This window comes from Microbulbifer okhotskensis (assembly GCF_023895975.1).
Classification (GTDB): Bacteria; Pseudomonadota; Gammaproteobacteria; order Pseudomonadales; family Cellvibrionaceae; genus Microbulbifer; species Microbulbifer okhotskensis.
Map to the genome: position 1 here is coordinate 1 of NZ_JALBWM010000031.1, position 18,408 is coordinate 18,408.

General features: G+C 46.4%; 22 protein-coding genes and 1 tRNA gene. 6 read left to right on the forward strand and 17 right to left on the reverse strand.

Going from position 1 to position 18,408, the window contains the following annotated elements; all coding sequences use genetic code 11:
* Positions 1–107: 107 nt before the first annotated feature.
* From MO867_RS09310 to MO867_RS09335, 6 genes are all read right to left on the reverse strand, one after another.
* Positions 108–1,403, reverse strand: a complete 1,296-nt coding sequence (locus MO867_RS09310) for a DNA cytosine methyltransferase (protein WP_252466099.1) — start codon at positions 1,401–1,403, stop codon at positions 108–110.
* Positions 1,404–1,573: 170 nt separating this feature from the next.
* Positions 1,574–2,497, reverse strand: coding sequence for a hypothetical protein (locus tag MO867_RS09315; RefSeq protein WP_252466100.1), 924 nt, complete (start codon positions 2,495–2,497; stop codon positions 1,574–1,576).
* Between the two features lie 509 nt (positions 2,498–3,006).
* Positions 3,007–4,092: a TniQ family protein gene (locus MO867_RS09320; RefSeq protein WP_252466101.1), complete on the reverse strand. Its 1,086-nt coding sequence runs from the start codon at positions 4,090–4,092 to the stop codon at positions 3,007–3,009.
* Entirely contained in the window at positions 4,092–4,982 is an 891-nt protein-coding gene (locus MO867_RS09325; RefSeq protein WP_252466102.1) for a TniB family NTP-binding protein, read from the reverse strand. The genes MO867_RS09320 and MO867_RS09325 overlap by 1 nt, the downstream gene beginning before the upstream one ends.
* Positions 4,979–6,907, reverse strand: a complete 1,929-nt coding sequence (locus tag MO867_RS09330; RefSeq protein WP_252466104.1) for a TnsB C-terminal domain-containing protein — start codon at positions 6,905–6,907, stop codon at positions 4,979–4,981. The genes MO867_RS09325 and MO867_RS09330 overlap by 4 nt, the downstream gene beginning before the upstream one ends.
* Positions 6,900–7,613 (reverse strand): TnsA endonuclease N-terminal domain-containing protein, encoded by a 714-nt coding sequence (locus tag MO867_RS09335; RefSeq protein ID WP_252466106.1) that lies wholly within the window; start codon positions 7,611–7,613, stop codon positions 6,900–6,902. The genes MO867_RS09330 and MO867_RS09335 overlap by 8 nt, the downstream gene beginning before the upstream one ends.
* Between MO867_RS09335 and MO867_RS09340 the strand changes: the two genes are divergently transcribed.
* The 4 genes from MO867_RS09340 (at position 7,515) to MO867_RS09355 (ending at position 9,438) form a co-directional block, all read left to right on the forward strand.
* Positions 7,515–8,378: an ATP-binding protein gene (locus MO867_RS09340; protein ID WP_252466108.1), complete on the forward strand. Its 864-nt coding sequence runs from the start codon at positions 7,515–7,517 to the stop codon at positions 8,376–8,378. The two genes, MO867_RS09335 and MO867_RS09340, sit on opposite strands and share 99 nt — an antisense overlap.
* Positions 8,379–8,513: 135 nt before the next feature.
* Positions 8,514–8,801 (forward strand): putative quinol monooxygenase, encoded by a 288-nt coding sequence (locus MO867_RS09345; protein WP_252466109.1) that lies wholly within the window; start codon positions 8,514–8,516, stop codon positions 8,799–8,801.
* A complete protein-coding gene (locus MO867_RS09350; RefSeq protein WP_252466110.1) occupies positions 8,801–9,244 on the forward strand; it encodes a MarR family winged helix-turn-helix transcriptional regulator in 444 nt (147 codons plus the stop codon). The genes MO867_RS09345 and MO867_RS09350 overlap by 1 nt, the downstream gene beginning before the upstream one ends.
* Positions 9,241–9,438 carry a putative antibiotic biosynthesis monooxygenase gene (locus tag MO867_RS09355; RefSeq protein WP_252466111.1) on the forward strand — a complete coding sequence of 66 codons (198 nt, stop codon included), beginning with the start codon at positions 9,241–9,243 and terminating at the stop codon, positions 9,436–9,438. The genes MO867_RS09350 and MO867_RS09355 overlap by 4 nt, the downstream gene beginning before the upstream one ends.
* Before the next feature lie 32 nt (positions 9,439–9,470).
* Here the strand turns inward: MO867_RS09355 and bla are convergent, their stop codons facing one another.
* The 7 genes from bla to MO867_RS09390 form a co-directional block, all read right to left on the reverse strand.
* The gene (gene bla / locus MO867_RS09360; protein ID WP_373565877.1) at positions 9,471–10,337 is read right to left on the reverse strand and encodes a subclass B3 metallo-beta-lactamase; all 867 of its coding nucleotides are present in this window, start codon (positions 10,335–10,337) and stop codon (positions 9,471–9,473) included.
* A 9-nt stretch (positions 10,338–10,346) separates the two neighbouring features.
* The gene (locus MO867_RS09365; RefSeq protein ID WP_252466113.1) at positions 10,347–11,045 is read right to left on the reverse strand and encodes an alpha/beta hydrolase family protein; all 699 of its coding nucleotides are present in this window, start codon (positions 11,043–11,045) and stop codon (positions 10,347–10,349) included.
* Positions 11,045–11,302, reverse strand: coding sequence for a hypothetical protein (locus MO867_RS09370; RefSeq protein WP_252466114.1), 258 nt, complete (start codon positions 11,300–11,302; stop codon positions 11,045–11,047). The genes MO867_RS09365 and MO867_RS09370 overlap by 1 nt, the downstream gene beginning before the upstream one ends.
* A 146-nt stretch (positions 11,303–11,448) precedes the next feature.
* Entirely contained in the window at positions 11,449–12,006 is a 558-nt protein-coding gene (locus MO867_RS09375) for a GNAT family N-acetyltransferase (protein ID WP_252466116.1), read from the reverse strand.
* Between the two features lie 10 nt (positions 12,007–12,016).
* On the reverse strand, positions 12,017–12,520 hold the full coding sequence (locus tag MO867_RS09380) for a GNAT family N-acetyltransferase (RefSeq protein WP_252466117.1): 504 nt from the start codon (positions 12,518–12,520) through the stop codon (positions 12,017–12,019).
* A 17-nt stretch (positions 12,521–12,537) separates the two neighbouring features.
* A complete protein-coding gene (locus MO867_RS09385) occupies positions 12,538–12,990 on the reverse strand; it encodes a YaiI/YqxD family protein (RefSeq protein WP_252466119.1) in 453 nt (150 codons plus the stop codon).
* Positions 12,987–13,211 (reverse strand): DUF3565 domain-containing protein, encoded by a 225-nt coding sequence (locus MO867_RS09390; protein WP_252466120.1) that lies wholly within the window; start codon positions 13,209–13,211, stop codon positions 12,987–12,989. The genes MO867_RS09385 and MO867_RS09390 overlap by 4 nt, the downstream gene beginning before the upstream one ends.
* A 153-nt stretch (positions 13,212–13,364) precedes the next feature.
* On the opposite strand from MO867_RS09390, the gene rep reads away from it, so the two are divergent.
* Positions 13,365–15,398, forward strand: coding sequence for a DNA helicase Rep (rep, locus tag MO867_RS09395; RefSeq protein ID WP_252466121.1), 2,034 nt, complete (start codon positions 13,365–13,367; stop codon positions 15,396–15,398).
* 91 nt (positions 15,399–15,489) lie between these two features.
* Here the strand turns inward: rep and MO867_RS09400 are convergent, their stop codons facing one another.
* The 3 genes from MO867_RS09400 to MO867_RS09410 form a co-directional block, all read right to left on the reverse strand.
* Positions 15,490–15,900, reverse strand: a complete 411-nt coding sequence (locus tag MO867_RS09400) for a type II toxin-antitoxin system death-on-curing family toxin (protein ID WP_252466122.1) — start codon at positions 15,898–15,900, stop codon at positions 15,490–15,492.
* Positions 15,900–16,049: a hypothetical protein gene (locus MO867_RS09405; RefSeq protein ID WP_252466123.1), complete on the reverse strand. Its 150-nt coding sequence runs from the start codon at positions 16,047–16,049 to the stop codon at positions 15,900–15,902. The genes MO867_RS09400 and MO867_RS09405 overlap by 1 nt, the downstream gene beginning before the upstream one ends.
* A gap of 272 nt (positions 16,050–16,321) precedes the next feature.
* The gene (locus MO867_RS09410) at positions 16,322–16,741 is read right to left on the reverse strand and encodes a c-type cytochrome (protein ID WP_252466154.1); all 420 of its coding nucleotides are present in this window, start codon (positions 16,739–16,741) and stop codon (positions 16,322–16,324) included.
* Positions 16,742–16,930: 189 nt separating this feature from the next.
* Between MO867_RS09410 and MO867_RS09415 the strand changes: the two genes are divergently transcribed.
* Positions 16,931–17,007, forward strand: a tRNA-Arg gene (locus MO867_RS09415).
* Positions 17,008–17,143: 136 nt separating this feature from the next.
* Here MO867_RS09415 and moeA read toward each other — a convergent pair.
* Complete coding sequence (moeA, locus tag MO867_RS09420; RefSeq protein ID WP_252466124.1) at positions 17,144–18,385, reverse strand: molybdopterin molybdotransferase MoeA; 1,242 nt, start codon at positions 18,383–18,385, stop codon at positions 17,144–17,146.
* Positions 18,386–18,408: the final 23 nt, after the last annotated feature.

An 18,408-nucleotide genomic window follows, 5' to 3' on the forward strand; every position in this document is an offset into this window, starting at 1 on the left:
CGCCGGTACACTAAAAGCCTCTGAGCGTTGGACGCACCCGATTCAAAACTGGAATTTGACACTGTCACAGCTGGCGATCCACTTTCCAGATCGCCTGGAGAAATACATCAGCCTATAAACCGTTTAGCTGACACAGAGTTTTGAACACCCTCGCGTCGTGAAACTCTAGTACTTGTCATGGCGCTAAACATTAGTTCACCTAGAGCCTCCCCTAGAAGGGGAGGTACAGCATTCCCCACCTGAGTATATCTTGGACACATTTCTCTGCGAAATTTGCCTCCCGTAGTATATCTACCTAGAAAATCAAACCAATCAGGAAATGATTGTAACCGGGCCATTTCTCTAACAGTAGGAATCCTGGGCTCCTCATAGTGTAAAATGTCATCCGGTAATGTTGTTATTGTCGCTGCAGGCTTGTTAGGACATAAGGGAGTTATCGTATGCTTTTTTAACTTAAATTTAGCTCTTATCTCTGGACTCAAACTTTTACCCTTGGGACTTTCTGTAAGAATTTGTGAAAATCGGTCTATAACCTCTGGTCTGTGCTTTGGAATTCTCAAACTATTTGGCATGCGATCTGGCTTCATACCTTTCCTCATGAGCTTTATATATCTGCTGCCTCCTTTTGGGGATCGATATAGTATTTGTTTAAATCCTTTCACATCACTATCAATGCAATCAATAAGCTCTTTGTTAGACACCTTAAGATCATCTATTGCCTGCTTAACCGTAACAGGCCTATTTGGATTTAAACCTCTCTTTAAGAGAAAATCTTTTCTGTTTTCTTTAAGAGTTATAAATGGACTCCAGTTAATACCGATATCAGACCTAACAGCAATCAGAATAAATCTTGGGCGAAGTTGAGGGACGCCCCAGTCCGCAGATAAAACTACTTGATACTCTACATTGTATCCTACTGCTTCTAATCTCCTCTTAACAACTTCAGAATAGGGAATTGATTCATCATTTCCGGAAGTACCGTTGAAAGGAATATTAAACCCTCTAACATTTTCAAGAAGAAGCATCTTGGGTTTAACTATTTTTACTATTTTAATATAGTTTTCTGCCATTTTATTTCTTGGATCATCAGGATTTCTACGTCCAGCGGGAGAAAATCCTTGGCATGGAGGACCACCGGCAATAAGATCCACTTTACCCTTTAAGCCCTTAAGATTAACAGAGTATTTCTTTATTAAAACTTCGACATCCACTTCTCTGCAAGGCAACCACGAAGGCCAATCAAAATTAAATTTCTTATTATCAACCAAGTTATGACGATATGTAGAAAATGCATGTGGGGATCGCTCTACAGCAAAAAGTCCTCGCCAACCTGAAGATAGAAGACCGAGAGAAAGTCCTCCGCAACCGGAAAAAAGATCAATAAATGTTGGCGCAGCTTTCAATGTAATTGACTCGCTAATAAGAAATTCTGTAGTTCAGTCGTTTAGGATATAGTAAGCACCCCAAATTGTCCAGGAAGATAGTGCCATTTCCTTCAGAATCACCGAATTCAAACCATGTACTAGAAACTATCCTATGCCTTTATAACGAGATTTTTCATGTCAGTTTTCTACTACGTACCTCCAAATGAAGGCAATGGAATATAATATTTCTTTCCGCCAAGAATAACATAGAGATCCTTCTTGCTACTTAAAACAAAATCTTCTAGTCCAAGTAGATCCTTTTTCCTTATGCATTTCTGATCATGAAAATATTCTAAAGTAATTTTAACCCATTGGTACAGGTCATTCTTTGTCCACTTTTTTCTGGAAAGACGGGAAAGCTTATTTTCCAAAATTATCTTTCTTTTTTTATCTACTATTTTTTTTAATTCTGTGGACTCACATGTAAGATCATGTCCCATCTCTTTATTGAGAAATCTAATAAAAACAGAAATTGTAGCCAGTTGTCCAGGACGCTGTGATAAATATTTAACTAACGATTCTTTGCTAGGCAAAGTATCGTTACTTGCAAACTGCTCAAGCATTAAACCAGTCGCTGCGCTAAGTGACAGCCTAATGGTCAAAAGAGTAAGCTTTCCGTTAGCTAATTTGGACCTTAAATTTTTTTCATACTTTAAAACTACTTCTGACGCAACAGAGCCAGGCTGAAGCCTTTTTAATATACGCACAATTCGTTGTTCTTCAGTAATTTTGTTTTTCTCTACTGAGTCTATAGCGATATATCCAGATTCCGACAACCACTTAACAATGTTTATGAAGCGCCTCAATTCTCCAGCTCCAAAAAAAGTCAATAAATCTGTGTAAGAAGGTATATTTATCCACTTTTTTTCTATACATCGGAAAAACAACACATCTTTAGCAATGGATAGGGCTGCTTTTTTATGGCCTGATCTATCACAAAGCCAGTAAATATACTCTTCGAACAAATTTTTTATATCTACACATTCAAGAAGAGCCCCATTAATCGTAATTTTCTTTTCAACTAGAAAAGCCCAGTAACATCCTTCACATTGTCTACCCCGTCCCGCTGGCATTGAGGCTCCACAATTTTGACATAATAGCGAACCAACAGAAATACAAGGTTTACATAATAACTCTCCACACATAAAGTAAAGATAGCGAAAACGATGGCAATTTTTACACGTACCGAAATCTTTTCTTGCGCACGAATCACAACGTCTTAATTCATCTCCTAGACGGTTAACTTTTGTTAAACGACGAGATAATCTTCCACAGCACTCACATGGCTCTTCAGGTCGGAAATAAGAAGCACATGAAGCACAAACAGGTCCATAAGAAGTCAATTTCCCTGTTGAGCTATGGACTCTTCCACAACGTATACAGGGGGTAAGCTTTTCACAGGATCGACACCAAGCATCTTGAATCTTTTTAGGCAATCGTGCTTTCGATGAGCAATTCGGACAAGGAATTATACGGAATTCCCTTGCATAACATGATCCACAATATCCAATTCCTCTGTACCTACGATGAATATGTAACGTCTTTCGTCCGCATTCATCACAACGTATCTCGAGGTCATCGCTCAATCGACTATTCCTCTCCTTTTAAGCCTTGTCCATGCTTTAAGAACTGCTATCTTGGACTTTGGTACTCCATAGGTTCTATTGGTTCTTGATTTATAGCGTCTATTTTGTATAGAAAGAGCTGAATTTAAAAAATGTAATGGCGATGGATTTTCATAATTATTGCTCCAGAAACTGTTTTTTGTTATTGAATAGTACTTAAGTATATTTGAAATATCGTTGATATGGATACTCATAAGTGTATTCAGACAGTCAAAAAGTTGTTCTCTACACCCTACTGACAACAGCTCTAAACGGAGATTTAGCTGCTCTGGTTCAATTTTGTGAAAAGGTACTCCAATATCAGTAAACATGCGGCCTAGTTTAGATTCTGGTTGACATACAACACGACGAATCATATTTATAAATTGTCTGCACGCATCAAACCACTCTCTGATGTCAATAGATCTTCCCCAAATTTCTCCTTGTTTAAGATTTATGAAATTTCTGGCGCACTCCTGAAATCTCAAGGCTCCAGAGAGATTGGGTTGAGGAACACATTTGCGTAAGTCTATTCCACACGTTGCGCAAAAAGATAGTTGCTTTACATGCAGCACACTTAATCTATGTGGCTCAACAGGAGAGGCACATTGCATACATCGATCAAGGAGAAGTACGTTATGCTTTTCACAATTTGTAGCCCAAGCAAACCGCCACTGGCGTCTGAAATAAGGCTGCGTATCACTACTAAAACATAATGGACAGTACTGTAACCCTCCACGATAACGACGATTTCTTATGCCAATTCCCAATAGCCAGGGCCAGATGCCATGCTTAAGTAATGGTAAACTGGAGATAATTGAAATTTCACACGCTAGTGCTGATTGCTTGAGGGCACTTTTTCTGATGTCTGAAAGTTCAAGAAGTATATCAATTCTTTCTTTCGGAATTCCTCTATCTAAATCAAATGTCCAAGCTCTCCAATCTGCCCAAATAGTACCGGTCAAGGTTAAGGGATCACAGCCTTGGCCTATAGCTAGGCGTACCAACCATGAAGAAATCGTTTCCTGAATCTGCATTGGCACTCGAATTGGCCATTTATTCATTAGAAGCCAATTTCTCGAATACCACGAGTAGGTCGAACCCATGATTTGTCTTTGATGATTTTAGGTGTTATGCACTCTGTACCAGATTCAATTGCATGCCGAACACACTCAATAAGCAGTCTATGTAAATCTCCAAGGTTTCCAGAAGATATGGCATGAAATGCGGATGCAAACTCAGGTTGATGCAGACGAGATCTTTTCTGAAGGGGTAAAACCTTTTCAAAAGATGCAAGAAGTTTTTGAAAATCTTTATTTAACTCCCATAAAGGTAAAGTAATTACGTCAAAGCGGCTTGCATGTTGTGGATCGCTATGAAGAACACGTACAGCTTCTCGAGTACCGACTCCAACTATAGGTATACATAACTCATTACAAAGGAGCTTAATAGCATTCATGACTTCTCTTTGTTTTGTTGCAGTCCCAGTAAGCAAAGAATGAAATTCATCAATAATCAGCATACGTACATGGCAGGTTCGGAAAAGATGAATTACTTGATAACGTAATTTAGCCGTTGAGTCACTAGCTCGATATGGTGCAAAGAAACGTTCTAGTAGTGATATGTATAGACTTTTCTCATCAGCGGATGGTGGTGCTTCAGCTAAGATTATTGGTTTAATGGGATCACCATCTTTACTAACATAGCTTTTCCCACAAAGATCATAAAACCTACGAATAATAGTTGTTTTCCCATTATTAGAGTCGCCAACTATTAATAGCCCTGGCATTCTCGGTCTCTTAGGTTTATCCATGAGGGCACACAATGAGTCAATGATTATTTGTGCTCTGTCGTAACCGATCCATCGAGGTTCATCCAAAAATAAAAGTCTTTCACTAGCCGAAAGTGTCATGACATGTTGGAACTCTGTATGAATATGGTTGAATTCATTCATGATATATCTCCAAACGTATCAATATCACCATCCACTAACTGGTCATTATCTAGCTCTTTCTTGCCTCCCGATGTCGTTTGTAACGTGCTTTTCTTAACCGACGGTAATACTTGTGCAACTGGTCTCTCATGCTCTCTTCTCCTTTGAGCTTGTCTCCTAGCTTTCTTGGTTTTCTTTTCAGCTTGATCAACATGAGCCCGCAATTCTGTTATTGCACGCAGTATTTCATGCTCATTTACGTCTCCAGCACCCTGCTTTTTAAGCCGTTCACGAGCTTGTTTATACTCCCAGATGCTCATTGATGGTAATGCCTGATCTGCGAAGGGGATTTTAAAATATTGTTTTATATCAGGGTCAAAAAACCACAGGGAACTAATATCTCTTGGGTCACGACGAAATAACAATTTTCTTTTATTTCCATTGTCACTATCAATTGCATTGATCCAGGGTCGTAATGCTTCAGCATAATATGTCAAATTATCCACCATCACGCCGAATGTTTGAACGGTACGAAAAAAAGATGGTAAAAAATCGAGTAAAACACTTAATCGATCAGCTGGTCTTGCAGGCAAACCGACACCTGGAGTTACACTATCGCCAAAAATTCCTAACTCCCATTTTTTTAATGGAGTCATACCAATACGAGAATGTACTTTTTGATGATATACTTTAGATATCATTGTCATCAGCCATACTTCAAATTCTGATCGTGTCATGGCTGATTTTTTATCTGAATCATATCCTTCCCGTTCTTTAATAGATGAAAAGGTAGAACCAGGTAGCACATGTATTTCCCTGAGTAATGTTCCCAATAAGCGTTCAATATGCCCACCGTAACGAGGCTGACGAACAGGACGGAATTCAAGGTTTATCCCATAAGCTAAACAGGATTTCTGAAAAGAATTTGAACGAAAGTCAGCACCGTTATCCACATGAATAGTTCTAGGGATGCCCCACACCGGCCACTCAACGTCAATGTTATGAGTAATTAGCCACTCTTCTTTTGGCAGAATGGAACTAGCTACACACATAGCCACAGAAGTTTCAGATGGAGGGTCAAATGATAAATAAAATCCCGTCACAGCTCTTGAAAAAACATCAATTGCTAGAGTTATCCATGGGCGCCCCACAGGCAATCGATGTATATCGTCAACTAGAATAATATCTGCGGGAGTGTGGTCAATTTGGATAACTGACAGTGGGTAATCCGCATTTGGAAAACTACCTGGCGCTGGTGTAAAGCGATTAATTGCTTTCTCTCTATATCCCCTCGCACGGAGTCTATCTCGCTCAGGAATTTCAGCTATTCTAGCTCTAATTGTCGTATGAGATGGTGGCTCGATTCCTTTCTCATTACATCTTCGTAAAATCTCAGTTACTGCTTGTTTAGATGTAGGGCGCTGTGGTGTAAGATAAAAGTTATCAATTACATCTGTTATTAACGCTTCGGTATCTAACGATATTCTACGATTACCTGACTTCCACCCTCTTTTCCTTGGGATCAAAGATATTACAGAACCCGTTGCATTAAACTTTTTTAACCATCTATAAAGTGTGGCAACATTTACACCAATTTCCTCAGCCCTTAGTTCTGCATCTTCTCTTCCAATAGTAAGCTTTCCTACAAGAGGGCTTATCGCTGCATATCGTTTCTGAGCAACCTGCCAGTCTTTATCACCTATTTCTTCTAGTTCTACATGTAGGCTCGCAGAATCATCCTCGACCGCCCTAAGTTCACCAACTCGTAAGTTCGCGGTTCTACCAGAAACAAGATCAACACCAATAACAGAGTTAAAATCTAAAACCTGTATAATTCGATATACATCATTGCCCTTTTGAACTATGGCATCAACATCTATAAGTAAACGAGAACGTTTAGGCTTGAATTTTTCGTCATTCATGTATCCTTGATATTCATCATCCATGTTCAGGAACCCACAATTCAGTAGATACATTCAAAGGAATTGAAATATCGCATTCAAGTTTTCTAACGGATAGTAAATGCCAAATTAGAGCAAGTCCTCGATCTTTATATATACCCGAAAAGTATCGCGCAAGCAGGTATTCAATAGAACAAGACCCCATTTCTTGAATGCAAATAATTAATTGATCTCGCTCTTCTTGGTCGACATTCATACGTCGATAACGATCCAAGAATCTAATATTTTTAAAAGAGATATCGCGAATCCTTGATTCATCATAAATATGAAATCCCCACCCTTGAAATTTTGCATATCTGAGGGCAGCTTTCCATTTTGGTAACCATTTTCGCCAGTGGGAACGCCATTGTTCCGTAGGTTTCACCTCGATAAGTAATGGTTTTGGATAATTAACATGCGATCCAGTACCTAAATGATAATAAACTAGAAAATCTGGCGTATAAATGTACTTGCCACCATTTGAATCAGTGAATGGCACCTCAACTGGCTGGGGAATGACATCTAGTACAGATAGGTCAAATTCACATCTAACAAGGAAATCCCTTTCGAGAGTGGATTCGAAAGGGATTGCCCTATCTCCCCTAAATGCATATTGCCCGGAGACGCTACGCCTAGTTGGATTGATCTTTCGTGTCTGTTTTGGGGCAGAATTAAACTTGTCGCAGCTATTTGGCTCTTTTATGGACTGCATCGCACCTATTCCTTTAAAGATGTCGCAATAATTGCCTTAAATTCTTCATATAGGTACAGCTATTGTGTAGAGATTGTCGCATCTATTTATGTAATTTACAGTGGCAGTACCCCGAGACCTGGCGAAATTTCTCTCGCCCATCGCGGTGTGCTCTTCCTGGATGAAATGCCCGAGTTTCCCCGCAATGCCCTGGAGATACTGCGAGAGCCGCTGGAGAATGGCGAAGTGAGAATTTCCCGCGCCCGCGCCCAGGTCACCTATCCGGCTCATTTCCAACTGGTAGGCGCAATGAACCCCTGCCCTTGTGGCTATCAAGGGGAACCGCGCTGCCGCTGCACCCCAGACCAGATAGACCGCTACCGCAGTAAGTTATCCGGCCCCCTGCTGGACCGTATCGATATGCAAGTGGAAGTGGGCTCTATGAATGCCGTGCAATTACAAGACTCAGCGCCCGGAGAACCTTCGGAATGTGTCAGGAAAAGGGTTTGTGCCGCACGGCAACTGCAAATTCAGCGACAGGGAACCACCAACAGCCTGTTAAAGGGCGCAGAACTGGAAACCCACTGCGCCCTGGGGGAAGAGGAGAAACACCTATTACGGCAATCAGTAGAAAAACTGGGGCTCTCCGCACGCAGTTACCACCGGGTACTTAAAGTAGCCCGCACCCTCGCGGACCTCGCTAGTTTGCAGAGGATCAGCTCAGCACAAATTGCTGAGGCCTTGGCTTATCGCAATTTGGATAGGCGCCAGGCAGTAATTTCTTAAAGCTAGAAAGCATTTCTTCAAACCTGCCATTAATAAATAACATTATCCTAATTTGGTATAGAAACCATTGTTCTATTGACCATCACAACAATATAGTTATCATGGTAACTATGTTAATCTTGATGAGTCGCTCTTATGAATCACAATCTCTTCATTATCGCCAGAATTTCCCCCAAGGCCGAATTCTTCGAGCAGGCCAAACAAGCCATTCTCTCCATAGTGCCAAATACCCTTAAGGAAGAAGGCTGTCTACAGTTTGCTGTGCACGAAGACGGGGAGTGTTTGTTTTTATACGAAGAGTGGCGCAGTCAGGAGGATCTCGATAAACATTACGCCATGCCCTATATCGCCCCGATATTCGAAGCCTATCAAGAGTGGCTAAAAGAGCCGGTGGAGATCAATAAGTTGGAGAGACTGGCGTAATGTTTTTTCTTAAAGAACTTCCCTCGCAACAGATGGTTGAGGGATATGCCAAACGGTTTTCTGTAAAAGATCCCACTGCCGTTCAGGGTGCTCTTACCATGATGCGGGATACGAGCCTGCTTTTGCGGGAACTGGAGGGCTATTTTTCCAAGCACGGAACTTCCCAGCTGCGTTTCTTAGTGATGATCGTTATCGACCGGGAGCCGCAAAGAGACAGCTTATTAGCTTCAGAAATCGCAGAGCGCATCGATGTTTCTCGCCCCGTAATGACACGAACCCTGAAAAGTATGGTGGAAGATGAGCTTATCGCTATGGAAACAAATTCCAGTGATGGTCGGGCAAAATGTGTAGCACTCACTAAGAGTGGGGAAAATTTTTTACAGGAAATATTGCCTGGATATTTTAAGGCAATATCTAACTTTATGAAGGAATTGAATAAATGAAGAAACCATTACTACACGCCCTGTGTATATGGGCACTGATTTACCCTATTGTTACACTATTACTACTAGGGATGCAGGCACTGGAATTAAAAATTGCAATTAGTTTAAAAGCGCTAATAATGACCGCTATTCTGGTTCCACTGATGTACTTCTATCTTGTGCCAAAGGTACATCAATTTTTGGCCCGGCATTAATTTTGCCAGGCCATATTTTATATCGCCAATATCTAATTAGCTGTATCTCTCTCAGCCTCTAGCTTTTTATTTAATTTTGCTTCCGCTTTCTGTGCATATTGACGACAACTTACTGTTTTCTTCTGTATAGCTATGTTTTTAAACTCCCAGCCGCTGGCAGGTGCATGAGGGGTAAGTAGTAAATCACAAGGAAAATCCTGTACACGGGCGAAGCTTGTGCGGAAGTCTTCTACGATATTGGGGTAGCGACGATTATCAATCAGTTGATAACCTGGCGCTGTAAGGCTATCCACATAAGCTATATCTGCAGTTTTACCATCCACTTTATCTTCCCAGGTCCAGGCCATACTGCCCGGGGTATGGCCTGGGATAAAATGTACGCGTAAACGCAAATCTCCGAGAACCACTTGCTCGCCATCATGCAGAATACGATCCGCCTTTATTGGGGGATATAAAATTTCATCGTCAAAGTGGATATCATTGGCGCCGCCGCGAGCCATCAGCACGGCTGACTCCGCATTGGTTACTACCTGAGCACCAGTCACGCGTTTTAGCTTGGCTAAGGAACCAATGTGGTCTGCATGGGCCTGACTGTGTAAGATTAATTTGAGGTCCGTGGGGGCGACTCCCAATCTGCGTATATTCTCCAATAAATGCTCGGCCGTCTGCTCCATGCCCCCATCAATTAGAATCGAGCCTTCTTTGCCTTTTAATAGCAGTGAGGTAATTCCCTGGGTACCTATTTGCCATGTATTATCTGCTATTTTTAGAGGCGCTACTGGCTGACGCCAGGATTCTGGTACTTTGTAGGTTTCCAGTTGTGGCAATACAGCAAAATTTTCCGCTGCCAAAAAACTGGGATAAACTGCCATTAGTATTGCGGCTGATTTAATTCTTATATTCATCGATCAGTCTCTGTTTTTACCTGCACCAGAGATACACCCAGGGGCCCCATTGTGTGCAGTCTTGTTAATCCACCCAGTAATTCTTTCAAAGACCTCTCCCCGATGATTTACACCATCCATATCTGTCATATAGTGATCGTAACCGGGGTACTCCCAATATGTCAGCTCACAACGTCCGGCTGACGCATAGGCATCTCGCGCTGCACGGCCGGAACTGACCGGGGCAGACTTATCCTCTGTACCCTGGATCAATAATACAGGGGCATGGCTTTTCAGTAAGTCATTGACCGGTACCCGATCGACGACATCGGCCCACCAACGCATAGAGTTTCCACCCCAGACTTCCGCGCTTTTAGGATTAGCTCGAGCATAGGCGAGTTTGGCATCCACCTCTTTAACTACATGAGGAGGAACCAAACTCTTTAACACTTGTGGGAACGACTTTCCCAACCCACTTGAAAAGACCACTGCGGCATCGGGATTTAGCCTGGGCGCCAGTCGTGCAACTAGATCACCACCCTCGGAACCACCAAATATGACCAGCTTGCCATTCCACCAATCAGCCCCGCGCAGTTCGTCAACAATTTGCTCTACATCTACCGCACGCTGCTCAACGGTGTGGTTAGCTACATACTCTTTTGAACAATCTTTAAATTGCTCTTCCGGGCTGTCGGAATGAGTTACACCATATTTTTCTACCATTAAAACAGCATATCCTGCCGCCAGCTCTTTTGCCTGTTGGATGGTAGTATTTTTACAGCTGGCAGGCAGCCGGAACCCTGAGCTATCAGGAACAAACCATATTTTCCGTTAGTCGATGGTTGCTCTAAAGCCCAATAAAGCGCTGATCCATCCGGGCGTTTACTGACTTTGAGTAGAGGCTCGGCGGACACGCCGAGATGAAAAGCCGCTAGCAGAAAACCAGTTGCCGTTATAAATATCGATTTAAGAAAACCCATAGCGAGAACTCCCTGCCCTCACCTGAAATTAAAGGCGAGGCTACATTTGCTTGGTTATTGTTGGTAAAGAGGCGAACCTCATATTCACCCACCTATCCGAACTCAAGTAAAAGTAATGGTTCCCGTGCTAACGGAAGCTAATTACATTAAATTTTTTTCCAATCATCAGCACTTAACCGATACAGGCAGTGCCGCAGTAGACGGCTTTCACTGGGAACCAGAGGATGTTCAAAGACAAGGGTGTTTCTCTGCATACCCAGCCGTTCCATTACCCGCTGGGAACGAATATTTTGTAAGGGCGTAAAGGAAACCACTTCACTGAAATTCAGGGTATTAAAAGCTACATCTAAAAATGCCCTGGCAGCTTCACTGGCATAGCCCTTTCCCCAGTAGGGGAAGGCCAAACGCCAGCCAATCTCTACTGCCGGTGCAAAGGGTAAATCGTCGGTCACATTTTTCATACCGACAAACCCGAGAAACTCCTTTGTCTCTCTCATCTCCAATGCCCAGAAGCCCCAACCATACTTCTCAATATGCGCAATACTGCGATCGACACCGGCATCACTCTCCTGCCGCGTCAGCAGTGAGGGGAAAAATTCCATCACCCTGGGGTCGGCATTCATTTCGGAAAATACAGGCTTATCTTCCTCTCGCCACTGGCGCAGCTGCAAGCGTTCGGTCGTGGGTTGTATTAATTCAAGCATGGGATATTCGCTACTCAGTATTTTGTTTCTTCTGAAAAGCTCTAGACGGTGCGACCATAAAATCACACCGGTCCAGCCATTCTCGCTGCCCTGGATAAGTAGCCCCCACAAAGCCCAACTTCTCGTAGAGAGTGCGTGCCGCTGTATTAGTACGCAGGACAAATAAGGAGCACTCTGTTGCATCCAGGGCGCTAGCACCGGTTTGTGCAAGTTGGGTTACCAGAGCGCGCCCCAACCCGGCTCCGCGATGACTGGGGGAGACAATTAAGCGGCTCAGATGGCAGCGGCCCAGGTGTTGGTAATATTGGCCGAAAGCCAACACATCGCCGTCGCTATCCTGAAGTGCGTAACTGGGCAACTCCGGCCAACGACAGTCCTCCAAAAAAGATCCCTGATTAAACGGGAACCTGAAATCGGGACCACCCCACTGTTGGCACTGCTCCCTATCTGGCAACCAGGACATCAATATTGGGAATTGCCACATTTCTATTGGCTTCAGGCTTAAATGTTCCAAGGCGATTTCCCTTCGACTTACTTGCGACTTTCTGCCAACCACCGATCTAACTGATCGGCGAAGGCTTTGCGGTCCGCCTGGTTCAGGGCCGGTGGCCCGCCGGTGTGCACGCCGCTGGAGCGCAGGGTATCCATAAAATCCCGCATATTCAGGCGTGCACGGATATTCGCTTTGGTATAACGCTCGCCACGAGGATTGAGGGCCTCAGCACCTTTGTCAATCACTTCCGATGCCAGGGGGATATCACTGGTGATAATCAGATCTCCCGCCTCACAGCGCCGTACAATTTCGTTATCGGCCACATCGAAACCGGCGCTAACTTGCAGGGCTTTGATATAGCGCGATGGCGGCACTCGCACCGCCTGATTGGCCACCAGGGTCATCTCGATGGCGGTGCGCTCGGCGGCGCGGAACAGAATTTCCTTGATGACTACCGGGCAAGCATCGGCATCGACCCAGATTTTTGTCATGGTTTTAAAGCCTTATTGAATGTATCGGGCGGCGCGCCCTCATCGCACTTCTTACAGTTCAGTGGATAGCCCAGCATGGAATCTCGCCCCTCCCCGGTAATCACCCAGGGCCTGCTGGTCCAGGGCGGATTGTGGCGCACATGCTGGAAATGGTCACAAGTAAGTTCGGCTACCCAGTGGTCTTCTTCATCCAGGTGATAACCGGCGATGGGTTGCTGCATGGGACTATCGATTCAATGAATGAGGCGCAGTTATAGTCAATTCCACCGGCAAAGTACATCTGTGGCCGGGCGTTCACACTCATGCTGGGAGGATTTGAGTCAAGGCTGATAGAATCCCCCGCTTTCTCGTCACGCAAAGATGCAACCCCATCTATGACCCAGCTCAACCCCCGCCAGTCTGAAGCCGTGAAGTATGTCGATGGTCCCTGCCTGGTACTGGCCGGTGCCGGTTCCGGCAAGACCAGCGTTATCACCCGCAAGATCGCCTACCTGGTCGAGCAATGTGGCTACGCCGCGCGCAATATCGCCGCCCTGACCTTCACCAATAAGGCCGCGCGGGAGATGAAGGAACGGGTCAGCAAGCTGCTGGCGGGCACGGACGGCAAGCGCTCCAAGGCGAGCCACGGCCTCACTGTGTCCACCTTCCACAACCTGGGGCTGAACATCCTGCGCAAGGAATACCGCGCAGCCGGCTTTAAGCCCGGCTTCTCCATCTTCGATGCCGAAGACGCCCGCGCCCTGATCAAGGAACTGATGCTGCGCGATGGCGACCTGGATACCGACCTGCTCGACCGGGTGCAAACCCAGATCTCCAACTGGAAGAACGATATGCTCACCCCGCGCCGTGCCCTGGAGCAGGCGCAAAGCCCCGGTGAGCAGGCCATCGCCATCGCTTACGACCGCTACTGTGTAGCCCTCAAAGCCTACAATGCGGTCGACTTCGACGACCTGATCCAGCTGCCGGTACAGTTGTTCGACAAGGACCCGGAGCTGCTACAACGCTGGCGCAAGAAGATCCGCTACCTGCTGGTGGACGAATATCAGGACACCAACAACTCCCAGTACCTGCTGGTAAAACTATTGGTCGGTGGGCGCGGCGGCCTCACCGTGGTAGGGGACGACGACCAATCTATCTACGCCTGGCGCGGCGCACGTCCGGAGAATATGAGTGCGCTCAAGAGCGACTTCCCCAACCTGCGTCTGATCAAGCTGGAGCAGAACTATCGCTCCACCAGCCGCATCCTCAAAGTAGCCAACCACCTGATTGCCCACAACCCACACGACTTCGATAAAGCGTTGTGGTCCGATCGCGGCCTGGGTGAAGAGATTCGCGTACTCAAGGTGGCCAATGAAACCGAAGAAGCAGAGCGAGTCGCCAACGAGGTCTTCCTGCAAAAGAGCCGCCGCGGCTGCAAGTTTATGGATTTCGCCGTGCTCTACCGCGGTAACCACCAGGCACGCCTGCTCGAGATGAAACTGCAAGAACATCAGGTTCCCTACCAGATGTCTGGCGGCACCTCCTTCTTCGCCCGCGCCGAGATCAAGGACGTGATGGCCTACCTGCGCCTGCTGGTAAACCCAGACGACGACAACGCCTTCCTGCGTATTATCAACACCCCGCGCCGCCAGATAGGCACTAGCAGCCTGGAGGCCCTGGGCAACTACGCCAAGGGCCGCGAGGTCTCCATGCTCAAAGCCTGCTCGGAGCTGGGCTTTAAAGAGCATATCAACGAGCAGGGCTACGAGCGCCTGAATCGCTTCGCCCTATGGCTCGAAGGAGTGCAGCGCAACTGTCGCGATACCACCGCCAACGGCGCCCTGCGCGAGATGCTCGACGATATCGACTACGCCGGCTGGCTCTCGCAAAACGCCAGTAGCGAGAAAGTAGCCGAGAAACGCATGGAGAATGTTTACTGGCTGCTGGAAAGCCTCAACAAGATTATGGAAGGCACCGATGATGAACTGGAGCAGGATATCCGCCTGGAACAGGCCATCTCCAAACTGATCCTGCGAGATATGCTAGAGCGCCAGGAAGAAGAGGAAGCCACCGATAAGGTCAGCCTGATGACCCTGCACGCAGCCAAGGGCCTGGAGTTCCCCCACGTGTTTATGATCGGTATGGAAGAGAACTTACTTCCTCACCGCAATAGTATTGAAGACGACAATATTGAAGAGGAACGCCGCCTCACCTACGTGGGCATTACCCGCGCCCAACGCACCCTCACCATGACTTTGGCAGGCAAGCGCAAACAGTTCGGCGAAACCCAGGACACCACACCCAGCCGCTTTATTGACGAATTGCCGGAAGAAGATGTGTTGCTGGAAGGATTTGGTAAGTCTACGCCGGAGCAGAATCAGGCGAAGGGGGAGGAAACTCTGGGGTCTTTGTTGAGTATGTTTGATTAACCTCCTACTGGTTAAATATTTTCAAATATTGCCGTACCCGCAAAAGCAGATATCCAAAACAAAAAAGGCCGCCCAATCAGCGGCCTTTCTTTTATGCTGTAAACGATTCCTTGGCGCACTGTGCCAACCACCGAGACATTACCTTAAAGTCAATTCTTCCTTCCGCCAAATCAACTATCTTGTCTGTGAGTAAGCTATTGTTTAACTCAATAGCTACCCCATTCAGTTCAAGAAAGTCCAACATACAGACTGTAGCTGTCCGCTTATTTCCATCTGCGAATACATGCCCTCGAGAAATAGCTTCGGCATAGAATGCTGCAACATCAAAGACATTTGAAAGGTCATTAGAATAAGCCAGCGTAAAATGTACCCGGTGTAAAGGAGCTTCGATAGACATATTTTCACGGTTCCCGGGTAAACCGCCAATAGTATCTATGATCGCATCATGTGTTGCCTGAACATCCTTGGCATCAAGATGAACCAGTCCATTGGAATCAAACATTAGCGGTCCTTTAGTGCTTCCAGTGTTTTACGATATTTAGAGATCGTTTTACTAGTTGCTTTCTTGACTTCTGCAGATGTCGCAACCTTAACGACACGTCCTGCAATTACTTTATCCTGTACTTGAACAGATCCAGTCTTGGTTTTCACGGTATATGTCCTAGTCATTTAAAAACCTATAATCGGAAGCCACTTTATAAATCCAATAGTAGCTCCACAGCCAGATACAACTTTATTTATATTTTGCCTCATTAAAAACCATTTGTACCGTGTTGTAAGAAATTAACAGCTATAGCTAAAAACTATTAAATGGCAACACTAGATAGCGCAAACTAAAAGCTGATCGTGGAGCTCCACAACCCAATACGCACAAACAAAAAAGGCCGCTCAATGAGCGGCCTTTTCGATAGCGAATAAACAGCTTACTTACTGTTATCCACCATATAGTTCACAGCCGCTTTGATCTCATCATCGTTACAATCCATACACAGACCCTTGGGTGGCATGGCATTGATACCATTGATGGCATTGGTATAGAGAGTATCCATGCCTTTGGCAATACGCGGGGCCCAGGCAGCGGCATCACCAAACTTAGGTGCTCCCGCTATACCCGCTGCGTGGCAAGTTTGGCAGCTTGCATTGTAGATATCCTCTCCACTGCGCCCACCAGCACTAGCGCCCTCTGGAGCCGCCACTACCGCAGCCGCACACTCTTCGCCCTGCATGCAGGTTTCACCCGCCGGAGCAATTCGCTCTGCGATCTCTTCATTAACAGACTGCTGGGCCACTGCCGCAGCCGCACTGACGGCCAGTGCCGCCACAATACCCAAAATACTCTTCATCATATTCCCCCAAAGGGCCGAAGTGAGTTGGCCCGCAAACGTTCAATGTACTGCCGCAAACTTCTACGCCGCGCATTATAAGCACTGCACCGCCCCCTGCCAAAGACTATATAACCCCGCACAATGTCCTTTCACCTACCCCCCAGCTTCGGTATAATCCGCCTCCCATTGGCACAGATAGCCAAGTAACCGCCCGTAGCTCAGCTGGATAGAGCGTCGCCCTCCGGAGGCGAAGGTCAGAGGTTCGAATCCTCTCGGGCGGGCCATATACAAAGAAGCCCGCTATAAGCGGGCTTCTTTGTATATGGCTTACTCCCAGGCTTTGTTCGAACTCAGGTTCGACTCGGAGGCAGCAAAGCCGCCGTAGAGCAGCGAGCCTAAAGGGCGAAGCTAATCCTCCCCCTACCCCAACGGCACCCCCAAAGGCTCAATCGCCACCCGATCCCCAGCCTCCACACTGCCACTTTCCCGCGCCAATACAATAAAGCAGTTGGCCGCAGCCAGACCGGTAAGAATATGGCTACCCTGTGCACCCACTGGTTCTACCACCAGTTCACCATTCTCATCAGATCGATAAACGCCTCGCTGGAAATCAGTGCGACCGGGTTTTTTCTTCAGGGGTTTTAACAGTTTGGCCTGTAAGGTCTGCGGGCCACTCCATTTAATTCCTTTCATCACGCCGAGGGCGGGTACTGTCAGTTGGTAAAAAGTAACCAATGCGGAAACCGGGTTTCCGGGTAGACCGAAGAAAGGGGTTCCCTGTAGGAAACCAAAGGCAAATGGCTTGCCGGGTTTCATGGCCACTTTCCAGAAACCGATCTCGCCCAGCTCTTCTAATACTTCGCGAGTGTAATCTGCCTCACCAACGGAAACGCCACCGGAAGTAATGATGGCATCCGCCTCTTTAGCTGCGCGCTCTAGAGCATCACTGATGGTTTGTTTGTTGTCTGGCAGTATGCCCAGATCCAAAACGTCCAAATCCATCTGTGCGAGTGCTGCCAGTAGGGCAATGCGATTGCTGTCATAGATATCGCCCTTGCTCAGTGCATCCCCTGGCTGGCGCAGTTCATCGCCAGTGGAGAATAGTGCGACTACTGGCTTACGCACTACGGTGACGTTGCCAACACCGACGGCGGCAATCAGGGCGATATGTGGAACGCTGATACGCTCTCCGGCCTGTAGCAAACTGGAGCCTTCAGCCACGTCCTCACCGCAGCGACGGATATGATCGCCGGGGCGCACATCACAGGTAATTCGTATCGACTCACCCTGGGCGTCGACATTTTCCTGCATCACCACAGTATCGGCTCCGGCGGGTAGGGCGGCTCCGGTCATAATGCGTACGCAGGTGCCCGGATTCACTACACCATCGAAGGGCGCCCCGGCAAAGGATTTGCCGATCAGCTCCAGCGGCAAGCCGCTGGCCAGGTCTTCGAAACGCAGGGCGTAACCATCCATGGCTGAATTGTCGCAGGGTGGCAGGTTCACGGTGGAAACAACATTTTCCGCTAAAACTCGTCCCGTCGCCTGAGCCAGGGAAATCACCTCCGTTCCACTCACCGGCTTCAGCGCCTGTAATAGTGTTTCGCGGGCACTCTCTATCGGCATTAGGCCAGGTTGGCTACAACAATCAATCGCGGGCATGGAAAACCTCTCACTTCATTCCT

Excerpts from the sequence above, each read along its gene's own strand:
- MO867_RS09315 (WP_252466100.1), bottom strand. The coding sequence starts at position 2,497 with ATGCCAGCGGGACGGGGTAGACAATGTGAAGGATGTTACTGGGCTTTT.
- MO867_RS09320 (WP_252466101.1), bottom strand. The coding sequence starts at position 4,092 with ATGAATAAATGGCCAATTCGAGTGCCAATGCAGATTCAGGAAACGATT.
- MO867_RS09325 (WP_252466102.1), bottom strand. The coding sequence starts at position 4,982 with ATGAATGAATTCAACCATATTCATACAGAGTTCCAACATGTCATGACA.
- MO867_RS09330 (WP_252466104.1), bottom strand. The coding sequence starts at position 6,907 with ATGGATGATGAATATCAAGGATACATGAATGACGAAAAATTCAAGCCT.
- MO867_RS09335 (WP_252466106.1), bottom strand. The coding sequence starts at position 7,613 with ATGCAGTCCATAAAAGAGCCAAATAGCTGCGACAAGTTTAATTCTGCC.
- MO867_RS09345 (WP_252466109.1), top strand. The coding sequence starts at position 8,514 with ATGAATCACAATCTCTTCATTATCGCCAGAATTTCCCCCAAGGCCGAA.
- MO867_RS09350 (WP_252466110.1), top strand. The coding sequence starts at position 8,801 with ATGTTTTTTCTTAAAGAACTTCCCTCGCAACAGATGGTTGAGGGATAT.
- MO867_RS09355 (WP_252466111.1), top strand. The coding sequence starts at position 9,241 with ATGAAGAAACCATTACTACACGCCCTGTGTATATGGGCACTGATTTAC.
- MO867_RS09365 (WP_252466113.1), bottom strand. The coding sequence starts at position 11,045 with ATGGTAGAAAAATATGGTGTAACTCATTCCGACAGCCCGGAAGAGCAA.
- MO867_RS09370 (WP_252466114.1), bottom strand. The coding sequence starts at position 11,302 with ATGGGTTTTCTTAAATCGATATTTATAACGGCAACTGGTTTTCTGCTA.
- MO867_RS09375 (WP_252466116.1), bottom strand. The coding sequence starts at position 12,006 with ATGCTTGAATTAATACAACCCACGACCGAACGCTTGCAGCTGCGCCAG.
- MO867_RS09385 (WP_252466119.1), bottom strand. The coding sequence starts at position 12,990 with ATGACAAAAATCTGGGTCGATGCCGATGCTTGCCCGGTAGTCATCAAG.
- MO867_RS09390 (WP_252466120.1), bottom strand. The coding sequence starts at position 13,211 with ATGCAGCAACCCATCGCCGGTTATCACCTGGATGAAGAAGACCACTGG.
- rep (WP_252466121.1), top strand. The coding sequence starts at position 13,365 with ATGACCCAGCTCAACCCCCGCCAGTCTGAAGCCGTGAAGTATGTCGAT.
- MO867_RS09400 (WP_252466122.1), bottom strand. The coding sequence starts at position 15,900 with ATGTTTGATTCCAATGGACTGGTTCATCTTGATGCCAAGGATGTTCAG.
- MO867_RS09410 (WP_252466154.1), bottom strand. The coding sequence starts at position 16,741 with ATGAAGAGTATTTTGGGTATTGTGGCGGCACTGGCCGTCAGTGCGGCT.
- moeA (WP_252466124.1), bottom strand. The coding sequence starts at position 18,385 with ATGCCCGCGATTGATTGTTGTAGCCAACCTGGCCTAATGCCGATAGAG.